This is a genomic window from Haladaptatus pallidirubidus, from assembly GCF_020700235.1.
Classification (GTDB): domain Archaea; phylum Halobacteriota; class Halobacteria; order Halobacteriales; family Haladaptataceae; genus Haladaptatus; species Haladaptatus pallidirubidus.
The window spans coordinates 63,434-88,834 of the sequence record NZ_CP085302.1 but is presented as its reverse complement, the minus strand read 5'-3'; the positions used below and the strand labels follow the sequence as shown (position 1 = coordinate 88,834).

24 protein-coding genes, 1 tRNA gene and 2 pseudogenes are annotated in these 25,401 nt (G+C 50.5%); 9 read left to right on the top strand and 18 right to left on the bottom strand.

Translation table 11 applies throughout. The features are described from left to right. The first annotated feature begins 65 nt into the window (after positions 1-65). Complete coding sequence (locus LIX15_RS21260) at positions 66-920, top strand: enoyl-CoA hydratase/isomerase family protein (RefSeq protein ID WP_227777355.1); 855 nt, start codon at positions 66-68, stop codon at positions 918-920. Positions 921-1,239: 319 nt separating this feature from the next. Here LIX15_RS21260 and LIX15_RS21255 read toward each other — a convergent pair whose 3' ends face one another. Next, on the bottom strand, positions 1,240-2,394 hold the full coding sequence (locus tag LIX15_RS21255; protein WP_227777354.1) for an acyl-CoA dehydrogenase family protein: 1,155 nt from the start codon (positions 2,392-2,394) through the stop codon (positions 1,240-1,242). A gap of 71 nt (positions 2,395-2,465) precedes the next feature. After that, positions 2,466-3,296, bottom strand: a pseudogene (locus LIX15_RS21250) (aldehyde dehydrogenase family protein); the annotation flags it as partial. Between the two features lie 222 nt (positions 3,297-3,518). On the opposite strand from LIX15_RS21250, the gene LIX15_RS21245 reads away from it, so the two are divergent. Then, positions 3,519-4,694 carry a thiolase domain-containing protein gene (locus LIX15_RS21245; RefSeq protein ID WP_227777353.1) on the top strand — a complete coding sequence of 392 codons (1,176 nt, stop codon included), beginning with the start codon at positions 3,519-3,521 and terminating at the stop codon, positions 4,692-4,694. Continuing rightward, the gene (locus tag LIX15_RS21240) at positions 4,691-6,106 is read left to right on the top strand and encodes a 3-hydroxy-3-methylglutaryl CoA synthase (RefSeq protein WP_227777352.1); all 1,416 of its coding nucleotides are present in this window, start codon (positions 4,691-4,693) and stop codon (positions 6,104-6,106) included. The genes LIX15_RS21245 and LIX15_RS21240 overlap by 4 nt, the downstream gene beginning before the upstream one ends. Before the next feature lie 21 nt (positions 6,107-6,127). Here the strand turns inward: LIX15_RS21240 and LIX15_RS21235 are convergent, their stop codons facing one another. The 5 genes and pseudogenes from LIX15_RS21235 to LIX15_RS21215 all read right to left on the bottom strand — a co-directional run bounded on the left by LIX15_RS21235 (position 6,128) and on the right by LIX15_RS21215 (position 11,532). After that, positions 6,128-7,027 (bottom strand): MBL fold metallo-hydrolase, encoded by a 900-nt coding sequence (locus LIX15_RS21235; protein ID WP_227777351.1) that lies wholly within the window; start codon positions 7,025-7,027, stop codon positions 6,128-6,130. Positions 7,028-7,030: 3 nt separating this feature from the next. After that, positions 7,031-8,416, bottom strand: coding sequence for a UbiD family decarboxylase (locus tag LIX15_RS21230; protein WP_227777350.1), 1,386 nt, complete (start codon positions 8,414-8,416; stop codon positions 7,031-7,033). After that, positions 8,413-9,915, bottom strand: a complete 1,503-nt coding sequence (locus LIX15_RS21225; protein ID WP_227777349.1) for a UbiD family decarboxylase — start codon at positions 9,913-9,915, stop codon at positions 8,413-8,415. The genes LIX15_RS21230 and LIX15_RS21225 overlap by 4 nt, the downstream gene beginning before the upstream one ends. Next, positions 9,912-10,358, bottom strand: a complete 447-nt coding sequence (locus LIX15_RS21220; protein ID WP_227777348.1) for a hypothetical protein — start codon at positions 10,356-10,358, stop codon at positions 9,912-9,914. The genes LIX15_RS21225 and LIX15_RS21220 overlap by 4 nt, the downstream gene beginning before the upstream one ends. A gap of 811 nt (positions 10,359-11,169) precedes the next feature. Beyond that, positions 11,170-11,532, bottom strand: a pseudogene (locus LIX15_RS21215) (hypothetical protein). Positions 11,533-11,920: 388 nt separating this feature from the next. Here LIX15_RS21215 and LIX15_RS21210 point away from each other — a divergent pair. After that, positions 11,921-12,424, top strand: a complete 504-nt coding sequence (locus LIX15_RS21210; protein ID WP_227777347.1) for a GNAT family N-acetyltransferase — start codon at positions 11,921-11,923, stop codon at positions 12,422-12,424. Between the two features lie 357 nt (positions 12,425-12,781). On the opposite strand, the gene LIX15_RS21205 is transcribed toward LIX15_RS21210, so the two are convergent. The 5 genes from LIX15_RS21205 to LIX15_RS21185 all read right to left on the bottom strand — a co-directional run bounded on the left by LIX15_RS21205 (position 12,782) and on the right by LIX15_RS21185 (position 14,976). Next, positions 12,782-12,855 (bottom strand) — tRNA-Thr (locus LIX15_RS21205). A 79-nt stretch (positions 12,856-12,934) separates the two neighbouring features. Beyond that, complete coding sequence (locus tag LIX15_RS21200) at positions 12,935-13,162, bottom strand: hypothetical protein (RefSeq protein ID WP_265338442.1); 228 nt, start codon at positions 13,160-13,162, stop codon at positions 12,935-12,937. Beyond that, positions 13,135-14,010, bottom strand: coding sequence for a peptide chain release factor aRF-1 (gene prf1, locus LIX15_RS21195; protein ID WP_227777346.1), 876 nt, complete (start codon positions 14,008-14,010; stop codon positions 13,135-13,137). Before prf1 ends, LIX15_RS21200 begins: the two co-directional genes overlap by 28 nt. Before the next feature lie 181 nt (positions 14,011-14,191). Next, entirely contained in the window at positions 14,192-14,626 is a 435-nt protein-coding gene (locus LIX15_RS21190; RefSeq protein ID WP_227777345.1) for a type II toxin-antitoxin system VapC family toxin, read from the bottom strand. Then, positions 14,623-14,976 carry an HTH domain-containing protein gene (locus LIX15_RS21185; RefSeq protein ID WP_227777344.1) on the bottom strand — a complete coding sequence of 118 codons (354 nt, stop codon included), beginning with the start codon at positions 14,974-14,976 and terminating at the stop codon, positions 14,623-14,625. The genes LIX15_RS21190 and LIX15_RS21185 overlap by 4 nt, the downstream gene beginning before the upstream one ends. Positions 14,977-15,157: 181 nt before the next feature. Between LIX15_RS21185 and LIX15_RS21180 the strand changes: the two genes are divergently transcribed. Beyond that, positions 15,158-15,427: an SWIM zinc finger family protein gene (locus LIX15_RS21180; RefSeq protein WP_227777343.1), complete on the top strand. Its 270-nt coding sequence runs from the start codon at positions 15,158-15,160 to the stop codon at positions 15,425-15,427. Between the two features lie 47 nt (positions 15,428-15,474). Further along, positions 15,475-15,621 carry a hypothetical protein gene (locus LIX15_RS21175; RefSeq protein WP_227777342.1) on the top strand — a complete coding sequence of 49 codons (147 nt, stop codon included), beginning with the start codon at positions 15,475-15,477 and terminating at the stop codon, positions 15,619-15,621. Positions 15,622-16,051: 430 nt separating this feature from the next. On the opposite strand, the gene LIX15_RS21170 is transcribed toward LIX15_RS21175, so the two are convergent. The 4 genes from LIX15_RS21170 to LIX15_RS21155 all read right to left on the bottom strand — a co-directional run bounded on the left by LIX15_RS21170 (position 16,052) and on the right by LIX15_RS21155 (position 20,047). Then, positions 16,052-16,927 carry an ABC transporter permease gene (locus LIX15_RS21170; RefSeq protein ID WP_227777341.1) on the bottom strand — a complete coding sequence of 292 codons (876 nt, stop codon included), beginning with the start codon at positions 16,925-16,927 and terminating at the stop codon, positions 16,052-16,054. Beyond that, positions 16,924-17,676 (bottom strand): ABC transporter permease, encoded by a 753-nt coding sequence (locus tag LIX15_RS21165; RefSeq protein WP_227777340.1) that lies wholly within the window; start codon positions 17,674-17,676, stop codon positions 16,924-16,926. The genes LIX15_RS21170 and LIX15_RS21165 overlap by 4 nt, the downstream gene beginning before the upstream one ends. A gap of 185 nt (positions 17,677-17,861) precedes the next feature. Continuing rightward, complete coding sequence (locus tag LIX15_RS21160; RefSeq protein ID WP_227777339.1) at positions 17,862-18,971, bottom strand: ABC transporter ATP-binding protein; 1,110 nt, start codon at positions 18,969-18,971, stop codon at positions 17,862-17,864. Beyond that, entirely contained in the window at positions 18,968-20,047 is a 1,080-nt protein-coding gene (locus tag LIX15_RS21155) for an ABC transporter substrate-binding protein (RefSeq protein WP_227777338.1), read from the bottom strand. The genes LIX15_RS21160 and LIX15_RS21155 overlap by 4 nt, the downstream gene beginning before the upstream one ends. A gap of 174 nt (positions 20,048-20,221) precedes the next feature. On the opposite strand from LIX15_RS21155, the gene LIX15_RS21150 reads away from it, so the two are divergent. Genes LIX15_RS21150 through LIX15_RS21140 form a run of 3 tightly spaced genes read left to right on the top strand, consistent with a single transcriptional unit; the run spans position 20,222 to position 23,715 of the window. Further along, a complete protein-coding gene (locus LIX15_RS21150; protein WP_227777337.1) occupies positions 20,222-21,403 on the top strand; it encodes a M24 family metallopeptidase in 1,182 nt (393 codons plus the stop codon). Then, positions 21,396-22,562 (top strand): M24 family metallopeptidase, encoded by a 1,167-nt coding sequence (locus tag LIX15_RS21145; protein ID WP_227777336.1) that lies wholly within the window; start codon positions 21,396-21,398, stop codon positions 22,560-22,562. The genes LIX15_RS21150 and LIX15_RS21145 overlap by 8 nt, the downstream gene beginning before the upstream one ends. After that, positions 22,555-23,715, top strand: a complete 1,161-nt coding sequence (locus LIX15_RS21140; protein ID WP_227777335.1) for a metal-dependent hydrolase family protein — start codon at positions 22,555-22,557, stop codon at positions 23,713-23,715. The genes LIX15_RS21145 and LIX15_RS21140 overlap by 8 nt, the downstream gene beginning before the upstream one ends. Positions 23,716-23,726: 11 nt before the next feature. On the opposite strand, the gene LIX15_RS21135 is transcribed toward LIX15_RS21140, so the two are convergent. Both LIX15_RS21135 and LIX15_RS21130 read right to left on the bottom strand, forming a co-directional pair. Continuing rightward, the gene (locus tag LIX15_RS21135) at positions 23,727-24,839 is read right to left on the bottom strand and encodes a M24 family metallopeptidase (RefSeq protein WP_227777334.1); all 1,113 of its coding nucleotides are present in this window, start codon (positions 24,837-24,839) and stop codon (positions 23,727-23,729) included. Between the two features lie 104 nt (positions 24,840-24,943). Beyond that, positions 24,944-25,279, bottom strand: a complete 336-nt coding sequence (locus LIX15_RS21130) for a hypothetical protein (protein ID WP_227777333.1) — start codon at positions 25,277-25,279, stop codon at positions 24,944-24,946. Between the last annotated feature and the right edge of the window lie 122 nt (positions 25,280-25,401).

Genomic DNA, 25,401 nt, shown 5'->3' with positions numbered 1-25,401 from the left:
ACTGGAAATCATCATCAATCTTCCTTCCAAACCTATATGTGGGTGGGCGTTAACTGCATAATTGTATGGAGTCATTCGAAGACTTAGAGCTAGAAAACTTTAGCACAGAAATGGATGGCCACGTTGGTATCCTTCGTATCGACCGCCCGCCGGCAAACGCACACGACCTCGATATGATTATCGAGTTGCAGTCGGCTGTTGAAAGTGTTCGATTCGACGAAACGGTTCGTGTTGCCGTTCTTGCCAGCGGGAACGACCGGTTCTTCTCGACCGGGTTCGACATTAATGTGCTCCAGGACGAAAGTGCCAGCCACATTGGGAAGGCGAGCCAGACGAGCAAAGAGACGATCATGAAGATGCGAACGACGGACACGCTGTTCATCGCTGCCGTTGATGGCCACTGTATGGGTGGCGGTCTCGAGTTCGCACTTGCATGCGACTTGCGATACATCGGTAACGATGAGGAGTACAACATCGGTGTACCCGAAGTTGATCTCGGACTTATCCCCGGAGAGGCAGGTACGCAACTCCTTCCCCGCTATGTTGGTCGCTCGAAAGCGCTGAAAATGATGATCAGTGGTGAAACACTCAATCCAGAAGAAGGCCACGAAATCGGACTATTCGATGAATTGGTTCCGGCAGGCGACGCAGAAAAAGAAGCACTCGAATTTGCGCAGGAGGTCGCTCAACTCCCGAACAAGGCAGTTGGATTCGACAAGCTGGCTGTCAACGAAGGTATGGAGTTGTCCCTCTGGGACGCACTAGCGCACGAGCGCGAACTCCAGAACCAACTCTTTGACACCCCGGGTGCAAAAGAAGGAATTGCCGCATTCCTCGAAAAACGCGACCCGGATTTCGTTGGTGCTGAACTCGGTGACAAAGAAGTTAAGAAACTTTCCCAGGTTGAATCCGAACGCTAAGTCAGTGATCCCACGAAGTCAAATACCCCAGTAATCATCCATCAATCAAATACCGTCAAAAGCTCCCGGACATCGTAGCTCAGTAACTGCTCTCCGACTGGCGAATAATTGGAGAGCTAGCTTATCCTGGGGTGTTTGTCCCTCTTCTCGCGATCGGACGCTAAGACACCGTATTATTCACTGAGTAGGCGTTCGATAGTATTCTCACTAAAATCATAGATCAAAAAGAATAATATGACAATCGCGATTCCTACTCCAGTGTCGTAGCCCTTTGTGGAAGTAAGAGGGACCATCATCTCGGAATCCCTTTAGCTTACCATTAAAGCCCAAGCGCGGCACTAGCGACAGTCGTCTTTTGGATTTCCGTCGTTCCTCCGATGATGCTAAGGATCTTCGCATCGCGATAATAGCGCTCAAGTGGAAGATCCTTTCTGTAGCCCTTCCCGCCATGAACCTGCATGGCATTTCGCGTGACAAACTCAGCGACGTCGCTAGCGACGAATTTTGCCTTACTCGACGTTCGTGTATCGCCCGATTCATAAGCGATCGTTGCAGCGGAATTATACACAAGGTGCCGAGCACTGTCGAGCCGAGCATCCATCTCGGCAATAAGAACCTGAACGGCCTGATAGCTCCCGACAGGTTGACCACCCTGTTCACGCTCACCAGCATACTCGACTGCGTGATCAAATGCTGCATTGGCAATTCCATTCCCAATGGCACCGAGCCCTGTTCGGGCCATATCTATTGTTCCCATTGCAATACGGAAGCCCTGCCCGATCTCGCCAAGGAGCCCATCGTCCGGTACCACAACGCCTTCAAGCGTCGAATCACCCGTCACATGACCACGCATCCCCATGAATTCTGTTCGATCGAATGTGAACCCGGATGTTTTGTTGGTCCCCGGGACGAGAAAGACGCTCACACCGTGTGAGTCATCGGGAGACGGTTGGACACGAGCAACGACGAGATGAAGGTCAGCAACCCCTGCGTTTGTCCCGAACGCCTTCTCACCGGAAATGATGTAGTCACCGGCATGTGTTTCCGCAGTAGTGGAGAGTTCAGATGGAGAGCTCCCTGCTCCTGGCTCGGTCAATAGCATTGCCCCCATCGTGTCGCCTTCAATCATCGAAGGAAGATATTCGTCGCATTGTTGTTCCGTTCCAAACTGCGCGATGGGGACTGCGGCGAATGTGTGCCCCTGAATGCTCTCTGCAACAGCACCACTCTCTTGGGCAATCTCTTCGACAGCAAGGCAGTATGACACGAAATCTGAGTCCAACCCGCCGTATTCTTCCGGTAACAGTATCCCAAGCAGGTCGTAGTCTCCAGCGACTTCCATCACGTCTCGTGGGAACTCGTCAGTCACCTCAATCTCTTCTGCGCGTGGGGCAACGACGTCCGTTGCAAACTCCGCTGCTCGGGCACGTATCTCTCGGTTCTCTGCTGATAATGCACTCTCGATGAGAGCCATACGCGTCTATAGTACAGTACAGCGGATAAAACCTCACCTTTCAGAATAAGATTTTCAAGTGTGATTTTAGCTTACCCGAGATTGACGTTGATATTTTTCACCTGCGTGTACTCGTGGATTGCCTCACGACCTTGTTCACGACCATAGCCACTCTCCTTGTATCCACCAAACGGAGTCTGTGGGAACGTCACCGGATATTCATTGACGCTTATCATCCCATAGTCAAGATACTCTGCGACTGTGTGAGCGCGGGTCAAATCAGACGTCCAGATCCCGGCCAGAAGTCCGTATGGTGAATCGTTCGCGATCTCAAGTGCCTCTTTTTCATCTTCGAACGTTATTACCGAGAGGACTGGGCCGAAAATCTCCTCACGAGCGATGGTCATATCGTTTGTGACATCATCGAACACGGTTGGCTCGACGAAAAAGCCCCGCTCTTTCTCGACTGGAACATCGCCGCCAGTGACAAGTGTTGCACCTTCTTTCTTTCCAATTTCGATATATCCGAGGATTTCTTGGCGCTGGTCATCGCTGACAACGGGACCCATTCGAGCGTCATCATCGATACCGCTTCCGAGCGGCGTTCCCTCTGCCCGGGTCGCTACAATATCGACTAATTCGTCATGGATATCCTCGTGAACAATCAAGCGCGAGCCTGCCCAGCACATTTGTCCCGCATTCATGAAAATCCCGTTGTGAACGCCTTTTGCAGCAGCTTCGAAATCAGCATCCGAGAACACGATATTCGGTCCTTTGCCACCAAGTTCGAGCGTTACTCCGGTCACGTTTTCTGCTGCATTTTCCATCACGCCTTTGCCGACACCGGTACTTCCAGTGAAGGCAACATAGTCAACGTCAGGATGTGATGCTAAAGCTGCACCTGCGCCGCTACCCGAACCGGGTGATCTTCGATTCTATAGTCACTTGTGGTTCCAGATATATATCCTTCAAGACCAAGTTCGCTTGTTCGCTTTTTTACAAACACAGTATTCCATCCGATCGACAAGTACTGCCCGTTTCCACCAGTGTTCAACAAGATGCCATCTAATTATCAACCTGTGTGACCAACTGTAACAGGGCGATTATCCAGTATATTTTTTACCTTTCATCCCCCTTAGACGAGTGTGACGGAGGCATATGTTATCGGGGCAGGCCAATCACCGTTTGGCTCCTTCCCCAATGAGAGCTATCGATCCTTGTTTGCAACCGCATTTGATCGTGCGCTTGCAAGCGTCGGTACTGGTATCGATCGAAATCGTATTGATGAGGCGTTTATTGGAACGCTCGGAGTAGGTGGACGACAACTTGGTCTGAGCGGTCCAGCGGTTACTGAACATATCGGACTTCATGGGATCCCAACAACACGCGTCGAGAATGCCTGCGCTGCCAGCGGCTATGCGTTTAGAAATGCTGTGACCGCTGTTCGAGCTGGTATCGCAGATCTCGTATTGGCAGGAGGATACGAGATTATGACCGATATGAGCTCAGACCATACAAAATGGTGGCTCGGAGTCAGTGGCGAGACTGAGTGGGAACGTCTTTCTGGCACAACATTTGCTGGCGTATATGCACAGATGGCAAGTGTACACATGGCTGCGCATGGAACAACTATTGAGGATCTCTCACGCGTTGCAGTCAAGAACCATCGGAATGGAGCAGCAAATCCGAATGCGCAGCTGGGATTCGAGTGTACCTTGGAAGACGCTATGGGAGCGCCGACCGTCGCTGATCCACTTAATCTGTATCACTGCTGCCCAACGACCGACGGCGCAAGTGCCGTACTGGTTGCAAACGAGGAGGTAGCAAACGAACTCGATGAAGCTTCAGTTCGTGTTTCAGGTATGGGTGCTTCGAGCGATCGAGTTGGCCTGTTCCAACGGGATACGTTTACAGACATCCCCGCGAGCAGGCGTGCGGCAGAACGCGCATACGATGATGCTGGAATTGCTCCTGATGACATCGATCTTGCAGAGGTTCACGACTGCTTTGCCATTGCAGAAATTATGGCGTATGAAGATCTAGGCTTCTGTGACCGTGGCGAGGGAGGACGACTCCTTCGTGAAGAAGTAACGCATCCCACTGGGCGATTGCCAGTCAATACAAGCGGGGGGCTAAAATCGAAAGGCCATCCCATTGGTGCAACTGGTACTGGCCAGATCGTAGAGATCTTCGAACAACTCCGCGGTGAGGCACACACGCAAGTCCAAGAGCCATGCTATGGGCTCGCTCACAATGTTGGAGGGAGTGGGGGAAGTGCGACAGTTCATGTCTTTGAACGAATGCAGGAGGACGCAATATGAGAGGAATCACAGCCGTAGGCCGATATCTCCCTCGCTACCAGATCAGTTCCGAAACCGTCGCTGATTCGTGGGGCCAATACAATGGTTCTGGTATCAAGACAAAGCGCGTTCCAACAGCGGACGAGGACGTATTGACAATGGCTGTCGCCGCAGCTGAATCTGCAATTGATCACAGTTCGATTGATGTTGAGACTGTCTCATCTGTCCATTTTGCGACGACCTCTCCTCCTCTTGAAGAGGAAGAGCTTGTCCCCCGGTTCGTTCATATGCTGGGCTTTTCCGAGACTATTTCAACACGAACGTTTACTCAAAGTACTCGTTCGGGAGCATCAGCTCTATCCACAGCGCTCCAAACCGATGGAGTTGCGCTCGTCGTTGCAGCAGACGCACCACGCGGCGATCCAGCGGATATCGATCATCCGTTCGGAGCCGGTGCTGCGGCATTTCTCATCACAGACTCAGCACAGGTGGAGCACCTCGAAACAGCTACTGTTGTCGATGAACTTCCTGGCATTCGGTATCGTGAACAAGGTACTGAATCAGTCGAGGAGCTTGAGATAACATCGTATGAACGTAGTGAGATCAAACGGTGTGTAACAGAAGCCGTCTCGCAATTCGATAACGATCCTGGCAACGTAGCTGCAGCAGCGGTTCATCAGCCCAATGCTCGTTTTCCCTCTCAAATTACGAGTGGTATCTCGATCGACGAAACAGCCCTAAGTAGAGGTATTATTGCGAATCAATTTGGCGATGTTGGTGCTGCCGGTGTACCACTCGCACTGACTGAGAGTTTCTCTGCAATTGATGGTGATGAGAGAACTCTCGCCATATTTTTCGGGAGTGGTGGTGGCGTCACTGCAATGCTGTTCCGCGGAGCTATCGACAATGAGTGGGAGCAAAAATCCCATACTGAAGAGATCTCTTACTCGAGGTATCTCCGAAACCGGGGGTACATTGGAATTGTCGACGTCTCTGGAGGGGGTGCTCACGTTAGCCTTCCCTCATGGCGACGAACGCTCGACCAACGGTATCGCCTTGTAGCTGGTCGATGTCCAGAATGTTCTGGGCTTGCGTTTCCACCGGAAGGAACTTGTCCAGAGTGCCACTGTAGCGTTGAATTCGAGCAGGTCGAACTCCCACGTGAAGGTACTGTTCGAGCAGTGACGGTCATTGGACAAGGAGGGGCACCACCTGAGTTTACTGAACAACAGCGGCGAAATGGGGAATATGGGGTTGCAATTGTCGAAGTTGGTTTCGCAGAAGGAGATAGCATTACACTGCCAGCACAGCTCACGGACACTGATCCTGCTACGGTTGCTGTTGGTGACAATGCTCAGGCGCTAATTCGGCGAATCTATTCACAAGAAGGCGTCCCCCGGTACGGTGTCAAATTCAGTCCGGTTGAACCATAGTACTGCCGTTTTCTACCTTTGTTAGGAGAACGAATATGGATTCTCTGCAGCGAGATCAATATCTCCTTTTTCGGCTAAGGCGGTAAGATGAGCAGCTGCTTCTCCAGCGCCGAGCTTAACGTGAATTCCACTCATCTCGCCAAAGAGAATAGTTGCGATTTCCCATGGAGTCACCGGACCCCGTTTCTGAACAAGGCTTAAAACTTGCTCTGATCGTTTCTTGTGGTGGGCGAATATTTCGTCAATCCGATCCCCAAGAGAGACATTCTTCCCATGTCCTGGATAAGCGATTTCTTCACGTGTTCGGAGCCGTTCGAGTGTCTGATAATATGTTTGGAGGGGTTGTGTAGTTCGTGTATCGCTACCACCAACATTCGGAGTATAAGTTGGGAGGACAGCATCACCAACGAATAGTTGCCCATCAACTGTCACCGATGCGTGTCCACTAGTATGACCTGGAGTATGAATCACCTCTAACCCGTTGAATTGGTCCCCATCGGATAGTTGTCGAACGGGAATTTGGTCTGGAAGAGGTGAAGGTGTATCTTGATTTCGCACCGACTGGATGATATCCTCTGGAACTCCCCACTGCTCAAGACTCTGCATGTCACGGTTAAGCCGGCGCTCTCGTTCATCCCTATATTCTGCAACGAGTTGTGCATCCGCTTTATGCATAGCAATGTCAGCATTGGCTTCCTTGGCTAGCCGAGGAGCGAGTCCAGCGTGATCAATATGCCAATGAGTGACAAATATTGTTGAGACGTCTGTCGGTTGCAAACTGACATTAGCAAGGCCGTCTTTCAACTGTTGCCACGGGGTATCACCGGGTGGACCTGGATCTATTACCACCTCGCGCTTTGGGAAGACATATGAGCTATTCGTTCCCTCAGGGTTTCCCGTTCCAACACCGATTCGTTCCATCTGTCATTGCCCTCCTGGATCCGTTGAAAATCCCATCTCATCCCAGGTATCGAGTACGAACGCTCTAATGTCTTCTGGATACGAAGATTCGAAATCTACCCGCGGTGCGATGAACTCGTCATCCCATCGGGGATCCCAAGTTGCGTCAATAAACAATCTTGATCCCGTCGTCCCATCACTTCGGTATGCAGTTGCTGTCGCGGCAGGTGCTTGTGGTTCACTGAATTCCCAGTCATGAGACGGATGTGCTTTGATCCACATATCGTCAAATGCTCTCGCTAGGTTTCCAGGAGGTGTATCTTCGTCGAGAATGAGCACTTTGTCGAACAACCGTGAAAACGCAAAGAGGGTATTAGCAAGTTGCCATTCAAATCCTGCATAGAGAATCTCTGTTGCTACAAGACACATACCAAGGTGTGTTTCCGCTGGTAGGTGAATCCATTCTACAGGACTTACTCCCCAGTAGTTATTCAGTCGACGTAGTAAACGAACTGACTCTACGATGCTTGCCAGATGAATATCGTCTGCGAGAGGGGCGCCAAGCGGTGAAAAGGGGAGTATTGCTTTCTCACGGAGCGCAAGATCGGTAACGCGAATTTTCAGCGTCGTAGTTTCGATCGCTTTCTCCCATCCCTCTCTGGGGCGTAGTTGATGGTCAGTTATTTCACCAACTGTTCCGCTAATGACCCCCTCAGCACTCGCAGGAATGAGGTCACCATGCTCATCGGCGAATGCTATATCGCTATATGCTCGTGCCATTTCGAGGGTATTCCCCGTTTTTGTCTCACCCATCCACGATAATTTCGCAGCGATGAGGCATGCGGTGGGCACGCCAAGTGCAATAGTAACGTCGGTGCCGTGAGGCAGTTGCTTTTCGAGTGCTGCAGGAATTGAGGCGATTAGACTATCATGGCTCTCCACGCACGCGTGGATTGGCGCCCACTCCGTTTTTTCGTCTATAGTTACTGCACACAGTCCAAGGGTGATTGTTGGTGCTTCGTCCGAAAGTGTCGGTAACCCAAGCGAGTAAAGGTCGACATCCACTGACTTTGCCTTGAGAGACTCGGTGTCGGGCAATGAATTGTTGGTTGGTGTCTTCGTAAGCCAGTGAGCGAACTGATCATACGGTATATCATTATCCAATCCGACCCCCATTGCGAGTCGTGACCATGGGGTTCGATTTCTTGGGAGCATTTGATCTGGTCCGCCGTACACGCCACTCATCAACCGTGTCTTTCCTGGGACTTCTTCGAAAAGGACTGCTGATCCGTTTTCCTTTGCTGCTTCTGCCCCAATCGCCGGTGCTTGATTGGCCCAGTGAACAGACTGTTCGATGTGAAGAAGATCGTCCTCTGCTTCGAGCATCGAAATTAGGTTTCGAACGTTCATCGTGAGGTCTCCGGAGGGGATACAGCTTTGAACGCTAATCCTGCCTCGCTAAGTGTTTCTCGTGCCTCATCTATGATCTGATCATCGTCGAGATACGGTAACGTTGGTTGTGAAGGATCGCTGGTAGCATCGATATATGCTTTTGCCGTCTTCGTCTTCGAAGTTCCTGTTTCGATGTTTCCTTTTTCTTCAGGTGTTTGGTAGATGTTTAGCGGCACCTTTGGCATTGTTTCTACTCCGAATTGGTGGAAGTCTTGATTTGGATCTGCATTAATAGCAATAGCTTCGAGAACAGCACGCTGATTTAGTGGATCGACGTCAGAATCAACGAAGACAAAGAAGTCGATGTGGAGCATTCCCCAGGTCGTGAAGATGAAATTTGCGAGTTCATGGAGATAGCCCGGCCGTGGATTTTCAGTGGAAACGGTATACGCTGTACGTGGAGTGAATCGCCAGGGAACACATTTTTCCACATCAAATCCCGCAGCTCGAAGCCCAAGCGTTGCATCGGGCCCAACACAACTCACTTCCATCGTTGAGCTTGAGTTGTGTGTATGACCAACACCGGCCCCTTCCACGCAAAACGGGATATACGGTTGTTTACGGTGTGTGATAGCGTCGACTTCCAATACAGGCATTGATCGTCGAGGACCGTTCATATATCCGAAATAATCTCCAAACGGTCCTTCGTCTAACCGTTCTTCAGGTTGCACCGACCCCTCGATGATGACTTCTGCGCTGGCGGGGACACGGAGGTCATTGGTTTCACATTTGACGAGCTCAACTGGTTCCTGTTTTAACGCGCCTGCAAAGTCTGCTTCGTCACGGCCAGTTGGAATCCACATCACCGATGAGAAATACACCGCTGGTTCTGATCCGAGAGCAATTGCGATTGGCATGGGTTCGTTGCGTCGTTCATACTTGTAATAATAGAGATTTGGCGTTTGTTCACCAGCAAGGAGAAGAATACTTGCTTTCTTTTGAGAATGGATCATCGCACGGTGGTATGACCAGTCTGTCCATTCCGAATCAGGATCGGTTGTAATCGCGGTATGTAGATTCGAATAGCGTCCCCCATCACCTTCGTGAATATATGGCCATGGAAAGTCAAAGAGGTCGACTTCAGAGTCTGTCCGTACGACCTCCTTGCAAGGGGCTGATTCACTATCAACAGTGGTGGGTGGAATCGGTGATCGAAGACGATCGACAACTGTCTTGTAGTACTGATCACCGGTTAGTCCCGTCGGCAAATCGAGTGCGACAGCTACCCGGTCCCATGGACGGCCTCTTGGACCACGATATGGATCGCCAACAAGCCGTGCATCGCTTGACTCTCGATCATCGATGGCCTCAAAAATCGGAATCTCGGCATCAGTGAGATTTGCCATCATTGTCAGTGCGCTCGCCTCAAGATTCCACGACACCGGTTGGGAGATCCTCGTCATCTCGTTTGTGGTATCAAGGAGGGAGAGATAGTCACGGAAACTATCTGCGCTCATTTGTTTCTGTCGCCTCCTAATTGAGATGACAATTCTTCTCGCTCAAGCTCTGTACGGATGTCGACGTATTCTTTCACGAGATCCGGATAGTTGTCCGCTAGGTGATCCTCTAACAAACCTCGGACAGCTTCCGAGACGGAGTTGTATCTACCTGTTTCGACTAAATAGAGCAATAGCGCTCGAAGCTCATCCGATCGGGCGTTGACAACATTTGAATTTTCCTGACTTTGCTTAATGCACTCACTCAATACTTCTTGGTCGATTTCAATCTCATCGATTTCCGCTTCTAAAATCTCGATGAACCACTCCTCTTCGACACTCTCATGTGGACCTCGAACGATGGTAAGAGGCTCTGGATCGGCGAGTTCTTCTGGATCTTGTGCAATATGCGCTCGTGTTGTGAAGATTTCTTTCGTGTCCCCATCTGTGACTTGTAAAGTCACCTCCCCATTAGGATCCTCGGGGAGATACTCCTCCGAGGTAGTGTAAGCGGTCACCGTTCCCACCTTTTTGCGATTTTGGAAGAAATATAGTCCATGTCAATGACCATCGTGCGATAGTATATAAGTTCTTTCTACTCCTCAGGAGGTTGATCTTGACAGCTACGACGAGACGGTAAGAATAATCAGAACCCGAAACCCGTTATGTAGCTACCCGTTACAAGCGATCCCCGTATCACTTACCATTGCCAATAGAAAATAACACTTTTACAACTTCTATATATTGTATCTAAAGTACAAGACTATTACTGGTCATCAGGAAAATTTCTGATTATTTAAAATGTTTTTTGACGTAAGAACCTGTTTTATCGCTCATACTTTGGGATCTGTTCTATTGATAAGATAGCGATTTTCATCTCTATCAGTTATCTCCTATTATATATTAATACGGGAATAAACTTCTAATCCTATCATAATCCTACGGTTGATTTGGATATCTAATTGTATATTGTGGATCTCATTTACAAAACGTCTTTTTAAACCTCTCTATGATATTGTACATAATATACACTATTTCTGGAAGTCAGAAACAGTCTATTTGCATAAATAAATATCTCTCATCCACTGGAATCTAATTATTAAATACTTTAACCGATTTATTTCATTACCTTGGTCAAGATGCAGATAGTGGCCAATTTAGCCACTTATACCGTATCTATACCATCAATTTTTGAATTGGAAGTTTTCCGGAGTCAGGTTCTAATCCGGTATCTCGACTTTGAATGGGACGTAAATTCCCATACTCAGTACGTGACTAGTGAACTTCATTCGCACCTTCGGAAACCGATTCGTGCACGAGATTCCCAATCTCATACCGGAGGTCGTTTCGTTCCGACCGGAGTATTGCTTCTTGTTCCTCGAAATCGTCGATTGTCGAGTTCAACTCTGCTACTCGTTCGATCACATCGGACGCATCCTCTCCGGCTTGTTTCTTCGCTCCAATTTCATCTGTTAGGTTGTTTTTCTCGTGACGAAGACCGTCCAATCGATGGTGTGTCTCCCGCCACTGTTAATCGAGTTCGCGAACGGTGTCGACACGACCGGGATCCTTGCCTCGTTGTTTTTCACTTGCTTTGATCGTGTCTGGTGCGTCCCGGAAGAGTGCAATATCAAGCATAGGGTATCACTGGAACACTCCACGTTGATACTGGTCGTCTATGGGTTGATTCGGTGTATTGCGTTCAGTGTACTGCATACGTCGAAGTTGGGGTGATTTGTGGAATGATGGCTCTCAGCCAATACAAGCGAGGAAGCGAGGGAGCATTGCGGGTGAGTTCTCCCAAGTTATGTCCGACAGCTCACAGCAGCAATACTGTCTACTTCCCAACGGTGTGGGCGAGAACGAGAGTGGGAAGTAGACACCATAGACAATAGTGCTTGGTTAGGTCACTTATAGTTTTCTGATACTATCATCGTTATTTGCCTTCTTCGCAATCGGGTCTCGTCGTACTCACTCATATCAATTGCAACCTTAGATACTTGGTAATTCACTATCAAATAAGGCTATGATCCCTGAACGAATCGAGACTGACCACCTCATCTTCGAACGACTCACTCACGAGACAATTGATCTGTTTGACTTATACGAAATCTGGTCAAGCGACCCCGGAATTGAGGAAGTAACAGAATACCTTCCGTGGGATCCACATACGACACCGAAGGAAACGCACGACCTTCTCGAGGAGGCAGAAGCAAACTGGGAAGTCAAAGAAGATTTTTGCTACATACTCCGTATACCTGGCTCTTCAGAACCTGCCATAGTCGGAATAACTGGAATAGATGTCCACTGGGGGCGTGGGCTTTCTGAAGAGCGAGCGGCAGTACTTACGGAACTCGTGTTCGAAACTCTCGATCTTGACCTCCTTGCAGTCTTCACACTCGAGGAAAACCAGCGGTCGCAGCGTGCAATTGAAAAGTACATCGATCGATACGATGGCCAGTATGATGGGCTCTTTCGGAATTTCCGCCCACACAACGGCACATTGCAAATGCTCACCGATACACTATAACGCAAGAGCAGTATCAGAACGCAATACAGTGAACGCCATCCACTTGGATCGGTTTGCAACCCATCGGTCGGATTGAAACCTACAGTCCCACAAGAGTCGTCCGATCGTACACATGAGCTGCCAGATCAGATCCTCTATTTCCTCTAAGGATTCTAATAAAGATGTTTTTCTACCTCAGATTTCCCTTGAGATCTGCCTAAAACAAATGACGAACGTTAAAGCCGAAACGACCGTGCAAAACGACGACGAGGGAGACAGTACACCGACTAAGAAATGCTATCGTTAGTAGTATATACTAACTTCGAGCAATCTCAGGAAATTTGTTTCTCACATGCGAGTGCCCAAACCGTAACGGAAAGCCTCGGGAGAGATTTGAACTCTCGACCGACTCCTTACAAAGGAGTTGCTTTGCCAGCCTGAGCTACCAAGGCACGCTTAGAATCGATTCACCTCCGGCAAAGGTTTTCGTTCATATCTCAAAACCAAGAGGTTAGAACTCGCCTGGTCACCTTACTTTACCGGGAACCGAAGTAGCGCTCCAACACCACTGAAGGCAGTCACGAATTGCGATCCACGTTCGGTGTCACTGGCGACCACATACCCGTCACCACCCTGTTGTTCGACAGCTGCTTCCAACTTTTCTCGTTGGTCTCGTGGCACTGTCGATCCGATGAGTACCGATTCGACCGCTCCGAACTCAAGTACTCGCTCTACATCATCGGATCCATACGCAACCAGATCGCCATCTCGAAGCCGTGAGTAGAACTCATCAAGCCGCTTGTGGCCTTCCGCTGTTCGGCATCGAGCAGTTGCTTATCTGCTTTCTTGACAAGCTGGTCCAACCCTTGCACGGTCGCGTACTCAACCGAGTATGTTCCGAGCAGACGGTTGCGTAACCGATGATCGAGGTAGCCGTCGGAGACGAACCGCTTCGCAGTCGCAAGTGTTCCCCCAACGACAAGCCCAGTGACCGTTCCCTCGTCACCAGTGAACGCGTCGGTAGCGATATCACCGACCTGTTGGAAGAACTCGTGGACTTGTCGTTCGCGATCGCGCTCGAACCGCTGGGCAGATTGTCCACCTGCCCTGGATTTACCCATCACTTGGCTTTCGAACGTCCGAATCGGGATAATGCGCTCTCCAACGAGTCGTCCAATGGCAGCACCACCACGCTCGATGACGATGAGTCCAAAGGTCTCATTCGGCGTAACTGCTTCATTCAGTGGAGAGAGATCGAAGTGATCGTCACATCGGTACGTCGACTCGGCAACTGGAGTAGGCAGGTCGTCGAAGGTAGTCGAGATTAACTCACCTCCAACGACACCCGCATAGACCACGAGTCCATTCTCCGGTGTCCTTTCGTATCGACGAAGAATCCGCTGGACGCGCTTGAGCGCTTGCTGAACGTGGTCTCGTGTCTGATCGGATTTGATATTCTCGGCACTGGCGTATTCCTGGGCAATTCGCTCTCGGATCGAACCCAGCGACTTGCTGTTGGGTACGGTAACGGTGACGAGTTCAGTGCCATCCCCTGTGAGCGCTTCGAGCTGCTCGATCTGTTCGCGAAGATCGTATGTTTGTGACATTGTATACTGGTGGCTTGTGAGTAGTTGATTGGCAATTCCGTGAGGTCGATCCAACGACCCTTGCCACCAGCTATGAAAACAGAGAGATGCCGCTCATCGACTGCACGGTCGTGTTGATGCACGAATGTGAGCGGTGCATATCACAACACAGGGACTGCTCAGCTAAAAGAATTCTGGAGAGTTACGCTTCTGTATCGACTGGCACCCGCTCGAATCCCATCGTCGAAAAGTCACTGTCGAAGGCGAACAGATGTTCGATCCCGTGCTCTCGAGCAAGCACTGCACTCGTTTGATCGACAATGGAAATCTGCTGGTCGTCAAAACGCTCGAACTCCTCACACGCCGCGTCAAACGTCTGCTTCCCCACCGGCAGGATGTTGAACGTCTGTGATTGGCGAACTGTCGAAAGCGCCTCAACTGCCGCTGTATGCCCAATCTGGTACAACATTAACGTCGAAAACTCCGAGAGTACATACCAACTTGTGAATACCGGCCCATACTCACCGGCCTCTATTCCATCGAACACAGTATTCGCCTGCTCGTGATTCACATCATCCTCGTCAAAGGCAGCGTACAATCCGCCTGTATCGACGAACAACGGCAGTGGACGACTCATTTCGACCGATTTCCATAGAGGATGTCATCCACGTGCTCGGACGCATCAGTCGGTTCTCCAGAGCTGTAGGTCGTCCGTGAAAAGATTGGGTCACTCGGGTCGACCTCGTGCACTGAATCCTCATCGGCAAGCCACCAGACGACTCGCCCGGCAGTCTGACGACTCTTTACTCGCCCTTGGTCTTCGAGTTGCCCAAGCTTCCGCCGAGCAGTCTCTCGTGAACACTCAAGGGCATCAGCTACATCACCAGAGGTCACAACGGGCCCCTCTACTTCCTCGAAGATAGCGAGTACGTCGGCGAGTGTTACTGTCTCGACGTACCGCCCTGAATCACTGCGATCTTTGGACATACCCCACAGTACACACTACCGAAGTATAGCCCTGTTGGTGTATGCCATGTGGTGAATACCAACCCTTATGACCATGTGGTGAATACAATATGGTGGGAAGAACGGTGCTCTCGGGCATGTAGAAACGCGCCGGGTGCTCTAACACCCGGCACCGGTCTTCCGAAACCTACGTTGAAAGACCATGAGTACGAAACCGAGCGCAGGACTTGAATCTGATGAGACGACACAGAAACGCGCGCAGTGGGAACAATTCGGCTTCCGCGTCGAATCCCCCGGAATGGTCGACGTGACCAACCAGAGCCACGAGAAGCCCGCTGAACACCACTACGTCGTGACGCTGGACGACGTGACGGGTGACGCAATGGCGTGTACCTGCCCAAACCATGTTCACCAAAGTGCGTTCTGTAAGCACATGGCTGCCGTCGAAACCGCAACCACCGACTGCTGTTAACCCACTCACTTTTTCCATTTATGTCACGCCAAACAACGCTATCCGATGTGGCCGCCCAGCGAACGCTCACCGAAAGCGCAGATGCACCGACCGAACGCGACGACGACACACCGACGACTGAGCGCGCCCTGCTCGACCACAAAGCTATGTATACAACTCTAACTCACTCTCGTTCTTGCAGACAGTCCCATTGACTCACTCCCAATGACAGTCCCGTTGCTGATTCAGGGAAGACAGTCCGTTGGCCTAAACCAGTCCACTTCACAACTCGTCGCAGCACACTGGACAGTCCCTTCAGTCATCGTTGGATATGACCATCTCCAGTTAGTGCAGGGATGACAGTCCCACGGGTTGTAACACTACCAACATCTATTGTGCTGGTCGGTAACGGACAGTCCAGAGTCCATTTGTCCCACCTCAGGGTGGCTGTTCTCACTTCCGATGGACAATCTGGGAGTGCTGCTCACTGCCAATCACTCGTTCGTCAATGTCTCTGACACGACTACGTGGCGTGATATCACGAAAATTACCCATACAATCGATGAAACAACCTTACTAGCAAAGAGGCTCGAGACATATCAGTCACGATGTCAAGAGAGTCTGTCACAATGAAAGAACAGTAAATCAGGAGTATCCGAGCGCCTCGGCCGCTCCAACTAGGCGTTCGACGATGAGAATTGCGAGTAACACAATGACGATATTAATCGTCGACACAGCCGCGATAACTGGGCTTGCTCCGAATTGCATCTGCGCGAAGATTCGCACTGGGATTGGAGTCATACCCGCACCCTGCAGAAACACCGCAATCTGAAGATTTGAATAACTCACGACAAACGAGAAAATCGCAGCGGTGAGTAAGCCGGGCAAGAGGGACGGGAATGTAATCCGAACGAATGTCTGAATCTCATCTGCCCCGAGATTCATCGCTGCTTCCTCAGTGCTTCGATCGAAGTTATTCATTGCTGCGAGGATGCTGCGTGTCGCATACGGTGTTGTATACACCGCTAGCGCCAGCGAGAGACCGAAGAGATTCCCGACGAGTCCGAAGTGCTGCAGGAAAAGCAGCAATGCAAGACCGAGGATGATCTGGGGAATCATCAACGGAAGGAACGTCGCAGCGTCGAGTAAATTCCGGAAACGGAAATCGAATCGACCGATGGCATAGGCAGCTGTCGAGCTGAGCAGAATACCGATGACCGTTGCAAGAATCGAATATTGGAAGCTCACCATGAACGACGATATCCAGGTGTACCGTGAGAATACGGCTTGATACCACTTTAGGGTCAACCCATCCGGTGGGAAAGCGTACAGATCAGAGGGATTGAAACTGATGAGAACCGCGAATATGACGGGTAAAAGCAAATAGAGAAAGACGACTGATAGCAAGAGCACATAGAGCAGCTGTGACAATGAAACGCCACCGATGGTTCTCGAGAGATCGATTTTGTTGAGCACACTCGTTCCATGGAACTTCCGTGACCGGCCTGAGTCGCTACTCATACAGCATCACCGCCAACTTGGATATCCGTTACTCGGGTGTAGAGGTAGACCAGAATGAGCGAGACTGCCAGTAGGATGAACGACATCGCCGAAGCGAGCGGCCAGTTCAGGTCAGTCGTTGCGGCGTCGTAAATGAACGGGGCAATCATCGGAACCTTTGGCATCCCGATGAACACTGCTGTCGCGAACGTGCCCATCGTCAATACGAACGAAATAAGCGTTGCTCCAATCACACCCGGAAGGGAAAGCGGTAGCGTGACGTAAAGGAACGTTTGCAACTGGTTCCCGCCGAGATTGAACGCTGCCTCGATGAGTTCCTGGTCGATGGTATAGAGAACACTCATTAGAATGAGGATCGCGAACGGCATGAGGACAGATGAAATTGCGATGATGACGCCGGGTTTCGTATTCAACAGTGTGTACTGGAGGCCGAACACACCGAGTATTTGATTGATGATACCGCTGGAGCCCATCAGCGCGTACCATCCGAATGCTCGAACGACGTTCCCGACGAGCATTGGCGCGATTACGAGGAGAACGAGTACCTGTGAGTAGCGCCACTTTGAAAAGACGATAAAATACGCAATCGGATAGCTAACGAGGATGGTAAACACTGTCGAGACGACACTAATCTCCACCGTGACCAGAAGTGCTCCGCGATACAGTCCAGAAGAGAGAAACGTTGCATAATTATCGAGCGTGAATCCTGGAACCATTGTCGCGACGGGGTCGTTGTGATAGAAGCTCACGACGAATACATATAAAATAGGAATGAAAAAAAGAAAGGCCATATACAGGAGATATGGCCCGGCAAGTAGATAACCCGCGTACGATTCGTCTTTGTGTCGTTGGATGAATGAGCGGAATTGTTCGTGGAGTATGGGTATCCGTCTTGTATCGAATTTCCATCGGGTACTAGTATTTGATCGGTCGCTCATGCGACACCTCGTGGTATGATAAACGGCGACTCACGATCGAATCCGAGATTGATCCGCTCACCTGTCGTATGTTCGTGCGTTCCTTGCAAATTTTGCTGTGCTACGTGAAGTCGCTGATCATCCCCGACTTCTACAAAATACTCCATACGAGAGCCCAGATATGTCGCCTCAAGAACTGTACCGGAGAGTTGGTTCTCTATGGAGCCGCCATCTGCAGAAGGTTCGACATGGAACCGCTCAGGCCGGAACAATAACGTAACTGATTGCCCAGGTTCAATACTGTCGCCGTTGGCCTGTCGACCCAAATCTACTCTATCTCCTGTTTCCAATGAAACTGCATAGCCATCAGAATTGACAGCATCGACTGTGCCATCGATAAGATTCGCATTGCCGATGAAATCGGCGACGAATTCATCGTTCGGTGACTGATAGACTTCCTCTGGAGTCCCGATTTGATGGATCTTCCCGTCGTTCATCACCACCATTCTGTCTGAGATGGTTAGTGCTTCCTCCTGGTTGTGCGTAACATAAACCATTGACACATCCAGTTCACGATGTAATCGGAGGATTTCGAGTTGCATCTCTTCTCGCAACTTTTTGTCGAGGTTCGACAGGGGTTCGTCGAGCAAGAGGACAGACGGTTCAATGACGAGTGCTCGAGCGAGCGCCACTCGTTGCTGTTGTCCACCGGACAACTCCTTCGGATATCGTCCTTCTAATCCTTCGAGGCGTACCATTTGGAGTACTTCACTGACGCGATCATCAATCTCACTTTGTGGCCGCCCCTGCATTTCGAGGCCGAATGCGACGTTATCTGCGACGGTCATATGCGGAAAGAGCGCATACTGCTGAAACACCATTCCCGTATCACGATTGTACGGCGGTGTTCCGGTCACCGTTTGACCATCGATCTCGATGCTGCCTTCGGAAGCCGTCTCGAACCCAGCGATCATCCGAAGCGTCGTCGTTTTCCCACAACCAGATGGCCCAAGTAAGGTCAATAATTCACCATCACGTATTGAGAGGTCGACATTTTTGACAGCGGTCACATCGCGGAAACGTTTCGTGACGCCAGACAGGTTGACAACTGATTGATTCATATTCATCCGTGTTTATTGATGATTTTATTCGCACGTTCCCGCCAACTAGAGCGGTTTTTCGCAATCCAATCGAAATCAGGTACATTCAGCTTCTCGAGATCACTAGAATTCACAAGCTTATCTGTAACAGAATCCGGATACCTTGTGTCTGGATTCGGATTCGTATAGTACATCTCCTCTGCGACGACCTTTGCGGCCTGTTCGCGAAGCGTATAGTCGATAAATTTTCCGGCCCACTTTGCCTTATTGTCCGGAATGTTTTTTGGAATCGCATTACCGAAATTAGTAGTCATCGCACCGCTTTTCGGAATCGAACTGGTGACGGGCTTGCCCTCGCTTTGCCACTGTGCTGCTCGTGCCGACCAGTAGCGACCAAGCACGATCTTTTCCTGGGCGAAAAGTTTGCCGTACTCTTCGCTTGACGTAATAAATTCGGGGTTCATGTCTTTGACGACTTTTTCGTACATCTCGAACGCTTTGTCGATCTCTTTGAATGATTCCCCCTGCGTCTTCGCCAACGAAAACGCAAGCAGGTCGTGAGTGGGATCTTCCGTGAACAGCCCTACTTTCCCTTTGTATTTAGGATCGAGATACGCGTCCCAAGATGTCGGTTTTGAATCTATCTTCTTTTGATTATATAGGAGACCACTTGCAGCGAAAATCTGCATTACCCAGTCATCGCTTTTAAAATTATCCGGGATTTTGTCCAGCATTGGAACGAGTTCTGGGTCCAACCTCTTCCAAAGACCTGCATTTGACCCGCGAACGAGACCTGACCCGTCCTGTTGAGAAACGTCGACAGGGGGTTTCTTTTTCTGGGCGATGATCTTGTTCAGCCGGTCTGTATTATCCCCAAGCACATACTCAGCGTTGATTCCTGTTTCCTTTTTGTAGGGCTTTACCACTGCTTTGATCATCAGATCTTGCCATGTTCCACCCCACGTACCTAACCGAAGGACGTTGGGTTTGCCACCACTCCCACCGCTACCAAGACAGCCCGCCAATCCTGTCCCACCAACGGTAGCACCGAATGCACCAGCCCTTCGTAGATATTCACGCCGGAGTATGCTTTGTTCATCCATACCAAGGAAACAATTCATACTAGTACATATAAATCCAATGGATAAGGAATAAATCACCTAATCTACTCAGACTGAACGCAATAATTCGTGTACTATATGATTATTGTAATAAAATAAAAGAAAATATACTCCCGGCGGAAATTTCATTACCCATCCTCTATACCTATATGAGGGATGCAAACACTTCACATTCCTTCAGATGAATATGACGAACGGCAAGTAAATCTTCTCGAGCGCGCCCATGCAGATGGGTACGATGGCGTTGTGCTATTCACAGCACTCAACATCCACTATCTCAGTGGGATGTATCATCTACCCACTGAACGACCCTGTGTGCTGGGTATCTCAGAAACCGGAACCGAAATAGTCGTTCCTCGATTGGAAAAAGAACACGCCGAACGTTCTGATTTCTGTATCGACCAGGTTACTGTCTACTTCGAGTATCCACAGGGCAAACCGATGGAACGGGTTGCCGAAATGTGCGAGTCGTTGGATATTGCAAACGGTACGATCGCTGTGGATAACGACGGCAGTCCCGGGCGGAACGGCTACACTGGTCCAACGCTCTCCGAACTCGTTGATGCGGATGTTGGTGTCGAAGGATATGTCACCGATATGCGGGAAGTAAAGAGCGAAAACGAGATCGAACTCATCAGGGAAGCGAGTGTCTGGGCAAATCTCGGTCACCGTCTTCTGCAGGAAAAAATCGAAGTCGGACGTCGCCCGGTCGTCGTCAGTTCGGAAGTTGAGGCGGAAGGGACGAAACTGATGCTCGATACACTCGGGAGTCGATACGAGATGATGGATTGGCAGAGTCCGATGCAGTGCAAATTCACCACGGGCGATATAACGAGCCAACCACATAGCGTCAACCAAACGACCCCGATCGAAGATGGCGATAACATCGTTACTATCGTCAAACCAAACGTCGGAGGGTATACGACCGAACTCGAACGAACATTGTTCGTTGGGGAACCGAGTGACGAACAGCGAGACTATTACGAGATAATGAGCGAATCACAGGAAATTGCGATCGACACTATTGAACCTGGTGTCGAGTACGCTGCCGTGGAGGACGCCGTGCTGAGCTACTACCAAGAACAGGGTGTTGCAAATAAGACGCAGCATCATATCGGACACAATATCGGGATGGAGGGACACGAACGTCCCTTCCTCGATGTCGACTACGACGGTGAAATTCGAGTTGGTGAACTGTATACCGTTGAGCCTGGCTTCTACATCGACGGTGTGGGCGGATTTCGCCACTCTGATACGGTCGTCGTGACCGACGATGGTGTCGAGACGCTCACCTACTATCCACGCGATATCGACAGTGTGACGGTAACCCATGCGTGAACAAACCCCGAACCCGAGGTCCCGATTCGTCGATGACGATCGACTTGACCGAATTCGAAGGGTGATTTCGGAACGCGACGTCGATGGGCTACTAGCACTCTCTCCCGCGAATTCGTACTACCTCTCGGGTGCGTATGCTGGTATGTATTCCCGACCGGTTGCAGCCCTCGTTACTGACACACAGAGTATATTTGTTGGGCCATATCTCGAGCTACAAAAGGCACAACGTACTGCGTGGGTCGATCGGCTTCTCGTCTATGAGGACGCTGACGATCCATTCGAGGTTATCGCAACAGCCATCTCAGAGACGGCGATCGAGACTGTTGGCACTGATTATAGGATTGCACGGCCACACTGGCCCGATTCAGTCGCCAAAAACACCGATTGTTCCTTCCTCGACGAAACTGAGCAGTTCCAGCAGCTCAGGGCGGTGAAAACGGACTGGGAATTAGATATGATTCGACGCGCTAGCGACCTCGCCAGTGCAGGAATGGAGGCATATCTCGAATCGGTTCGTGCTGAGAAGCCGGAACTCCGGGTTGTAAACGAAATTCAGGACGCCTATTACGAGACGTATCTCGATTTGTATCCGGAGTACGATATCGGCACGGCAAACGAACTCGGCCAATATGGGTTTTCGAGCGTGCTGACCGGCGAACACGCCCTCGAACCTCACAGCATTTCTGCGGCACGTCAGATCGAAGACGGCGAAAGCGTCGTCGGAATCGCGCTACCCTCAATACAGGGGTACATATGTGAAGAGGAGCGAACTGTTTTGACCGGTGACGTCACTGAAAAAATCGAAGCCGCAATGGAAACGTTGGTTACGGTACGAGAAGACGCGATTGATCAGATCGGGCCGGGCGAATCGGTCGCCGATATCGATTCGATGACCGCAGACGTGCTTCGAGATGCAGGATACGGTTCAAACCTTATCCACCGAACTGGTCATGGAGAAGGAATTACGATTCACGAAGGGCCGGCACTGAATGCTCGCGAAGCAGGCGACCTGCAACCAGGGATGGTAATCAGTATCGAACCGGGGCTCTATTTCGAAGACGAGGGTGCGGCTCTTCGACACTCGGACACATTCGTCATCACTAAAAACGGTACTGAGCGGCTTACCCGTTCACAAGCAGATGTGATTCGACGTGCCTGAGTTCGACCTCCTCTGCCATGGTGACCTCTGGGATGCAGTACGCGGCCGACGGAATGACCGATGGTTAGCTATTCGCGACGGTGATCTTGTCGGTGAGTTCGAAGAACAGCCTGGAGACGCGCGAGATATCCGGACCGCGACGCTGTTCACTCCCGGGCTTATCGACATGCACGTTCATCTCGTCTGGGATGGAACTGACGATCCAGTAACAACGCTTACTGCTGAAACAGAAAGTGAACTGACAATCCGTGCGATCGAGAATGCTCAGCGACAGCTCAGAAGTGGAGTGACAACTGTTCGTGACCTTGGAAGTCCACACGATATTGCCATTACGGTAGGGCGAGCGATTCAGTCCGGACAGGTCAGTGGACCACGAACTATCGCCAGCGGTCGGACTATTATCATCTCGGACGGCCATGACCCATTCTGGGGTATCGAGAGTGACGGTGTCGATGCATGTCGGCAGGCTGTCCGACGGCTTCGCGGGGCTGGCGCCGAGGTAATCAAAGTAAGCGCAACCGGTGGCGTGTATGGCCAAGCTATCGGTGAAGATCCGGGTGCTGCCGAACTTTCACTCGATGAACTTACCGCGATAGTGGATGAAGCATCTCGGTTCGATCTTCCGGTCGCTGCTCATGCAGTTGGAATAGAAGGCATCCGTAATGCCGTAAAAGCTGGGGTTGATACTCTCGAACATGGGAACTTCATGGATGAGGAAACACTCTCGCAGTTAGTCGAAGACGATATTGCGTATGATCCCACGCTCTTCGTGTATCGAGAGATCGCAACTGGTTCCGCCCCGGAGTATGCTCGTGCAAATGCTGAACGCGTTGTCGATCACCACTGGGAAGTTACAAAGAGGGCCATCGACGCAGATGCACGACTCCTTGCCGGAAGCGATGCTGGTTCTCCAAGTACCCCACATCCCAGCTTACATCGTGAGCTGCAATGCCTCGTGGAAAACGGTCTGAACGAGGAAAGGGCCTTAGCAGCTGCAACATACAATGCAGCGAAAGAGCTCAGCCGACCGGAGATTGGAACACTCGAATCAGGAACGTCCGCAGACATTGTCGGATTCGATGATGACCCGCTTCGAGGAATTATCTCAGCAAATTCCTCGAGTGTCGTCGTCAAAGATGGAGAACTCGTCTAACTGTTCTTCCGTCACAGGTGAATGAGTTCACGAGTTGTCTGTGTCAAGACCTCCGATCCATTATCGGTTAGAACGACGTCATCTTCGATGCGAACGCCGCCGAGACCCTCAACATAGATCCCTGGTTCAATCGTGAACGCGTTCCCCACAGAGAGGGTCGATTCATTACCCTCCGCTAGATACGGTGGCTCGTGGCCCTCAAGCCCGAGTCCATGGCCAACCCGATGCGGGAAGAAATCTCCATAACCTGCATCTCCGATCATTGTCCGAGCAGCTCGGTCAAGATCCTGATATGGTACACCGGCAGAGACTGCCTCACGAGCGGCCTGCGCCGCACGCTGAACGGTTTCATAGATCGATCGAAGTTCTTCGTCTATCTCACCAACTGCAACGGTCCGGGTTATATCTGAATAATATCCGTTGTACACGACACCGGCATCGATCATCACTAAATCACCGTCAGCTACTTTTTGAGTCCCGGTCGTGGTGTGTGGCAGAGCAGTCCGCTCACCGACGGTGACGATGCCACCGCTATACCTGTCTGCACTGCTATCGAGCACCCGCTTTTGAATTTCACGTTCAATTTCTGTTTCAGAATCTCCAATTTCGATTTGTTCGATCGTCTCTTCGAGAATACCATCGATTATCTTCGCAGCGGTGCGCATGTGTTCGATTTCACTGTCGTCCTTTTCTGCCCGAAGTGCGGAGATTGCTGGTTCCAAATCCTGTAATTGGCTCCATTGGCATTTGTCGACGAGAAGTTGATATTCTACTAGCCGCGTACCACGATATTCGACGGCAACCGATCCTTTTTCCATTAGTTCGGTCTGAATTTCTTGGAACGCTTTGCTCGCTGCTTCTATCGGATCGTCTGAATCTTGGTATGTGAAATACCGTACTTCAGAACTAAGACGATCTTGAACACGACCCACCTCTAGGCGGGGTAACAATGCTATCGGTGGTTTCTTCCTTCGGAAAAACAGGAGCGTTGGCCGTTCGCTTTTATGCATCGTTAGGCCCGTTAGATAATGTAGGGATTCACTAGGAGTGAGCACTGCTGTGTCTATCTGTTCGGGAAGCTGCTCAAAAAGTGCAGCTTGTCTTTGATAGTGGATGTCATCCATGATTAAATAACGTATACATAGTTTAGTATATATGGGTGTCGGAGCAGCCGTTCTCCCTAGTAGTCACATACTCACCTGAACTTGGTCGGCAGAAAAGTTACCAATCAAAAAAGGAGGTCAATTGTTTGAGCCACCTGAGGGGGAGAAAGAATGTCGTTTGCAATTTGTGTAATCGACTCAGCTCGAAACCACGCTGAAAACAGAAAGGTGAAAACCCGACAATCACTAACTCGGGCACCTATTGCACCTATTCCTCCGGAATCCATCAGATAACAACCTGCGGACTCAATCACACGTTCCAACTCGCCACGCTCGTGAAGTTCCTCGAGTCGCTGATGCACTGGCCGCCGCTCCATCTCAAGCGTATCCGCCACCCACCGAGCGGTCACTGCCGGAAACTCGGACGCACGAATCACCCGAAGAATATCGTCATCACTCATTCTTTCCGCAAATCGTCCCTGCTCGTCGCGTTCATTCTCGTTTTCATTGTTTAGCGGTTCCCCTGAGCTTGTGTTCCCGACAGATGCAAAGTGATCGGAAATCTATTAATTTGCCATTTTTG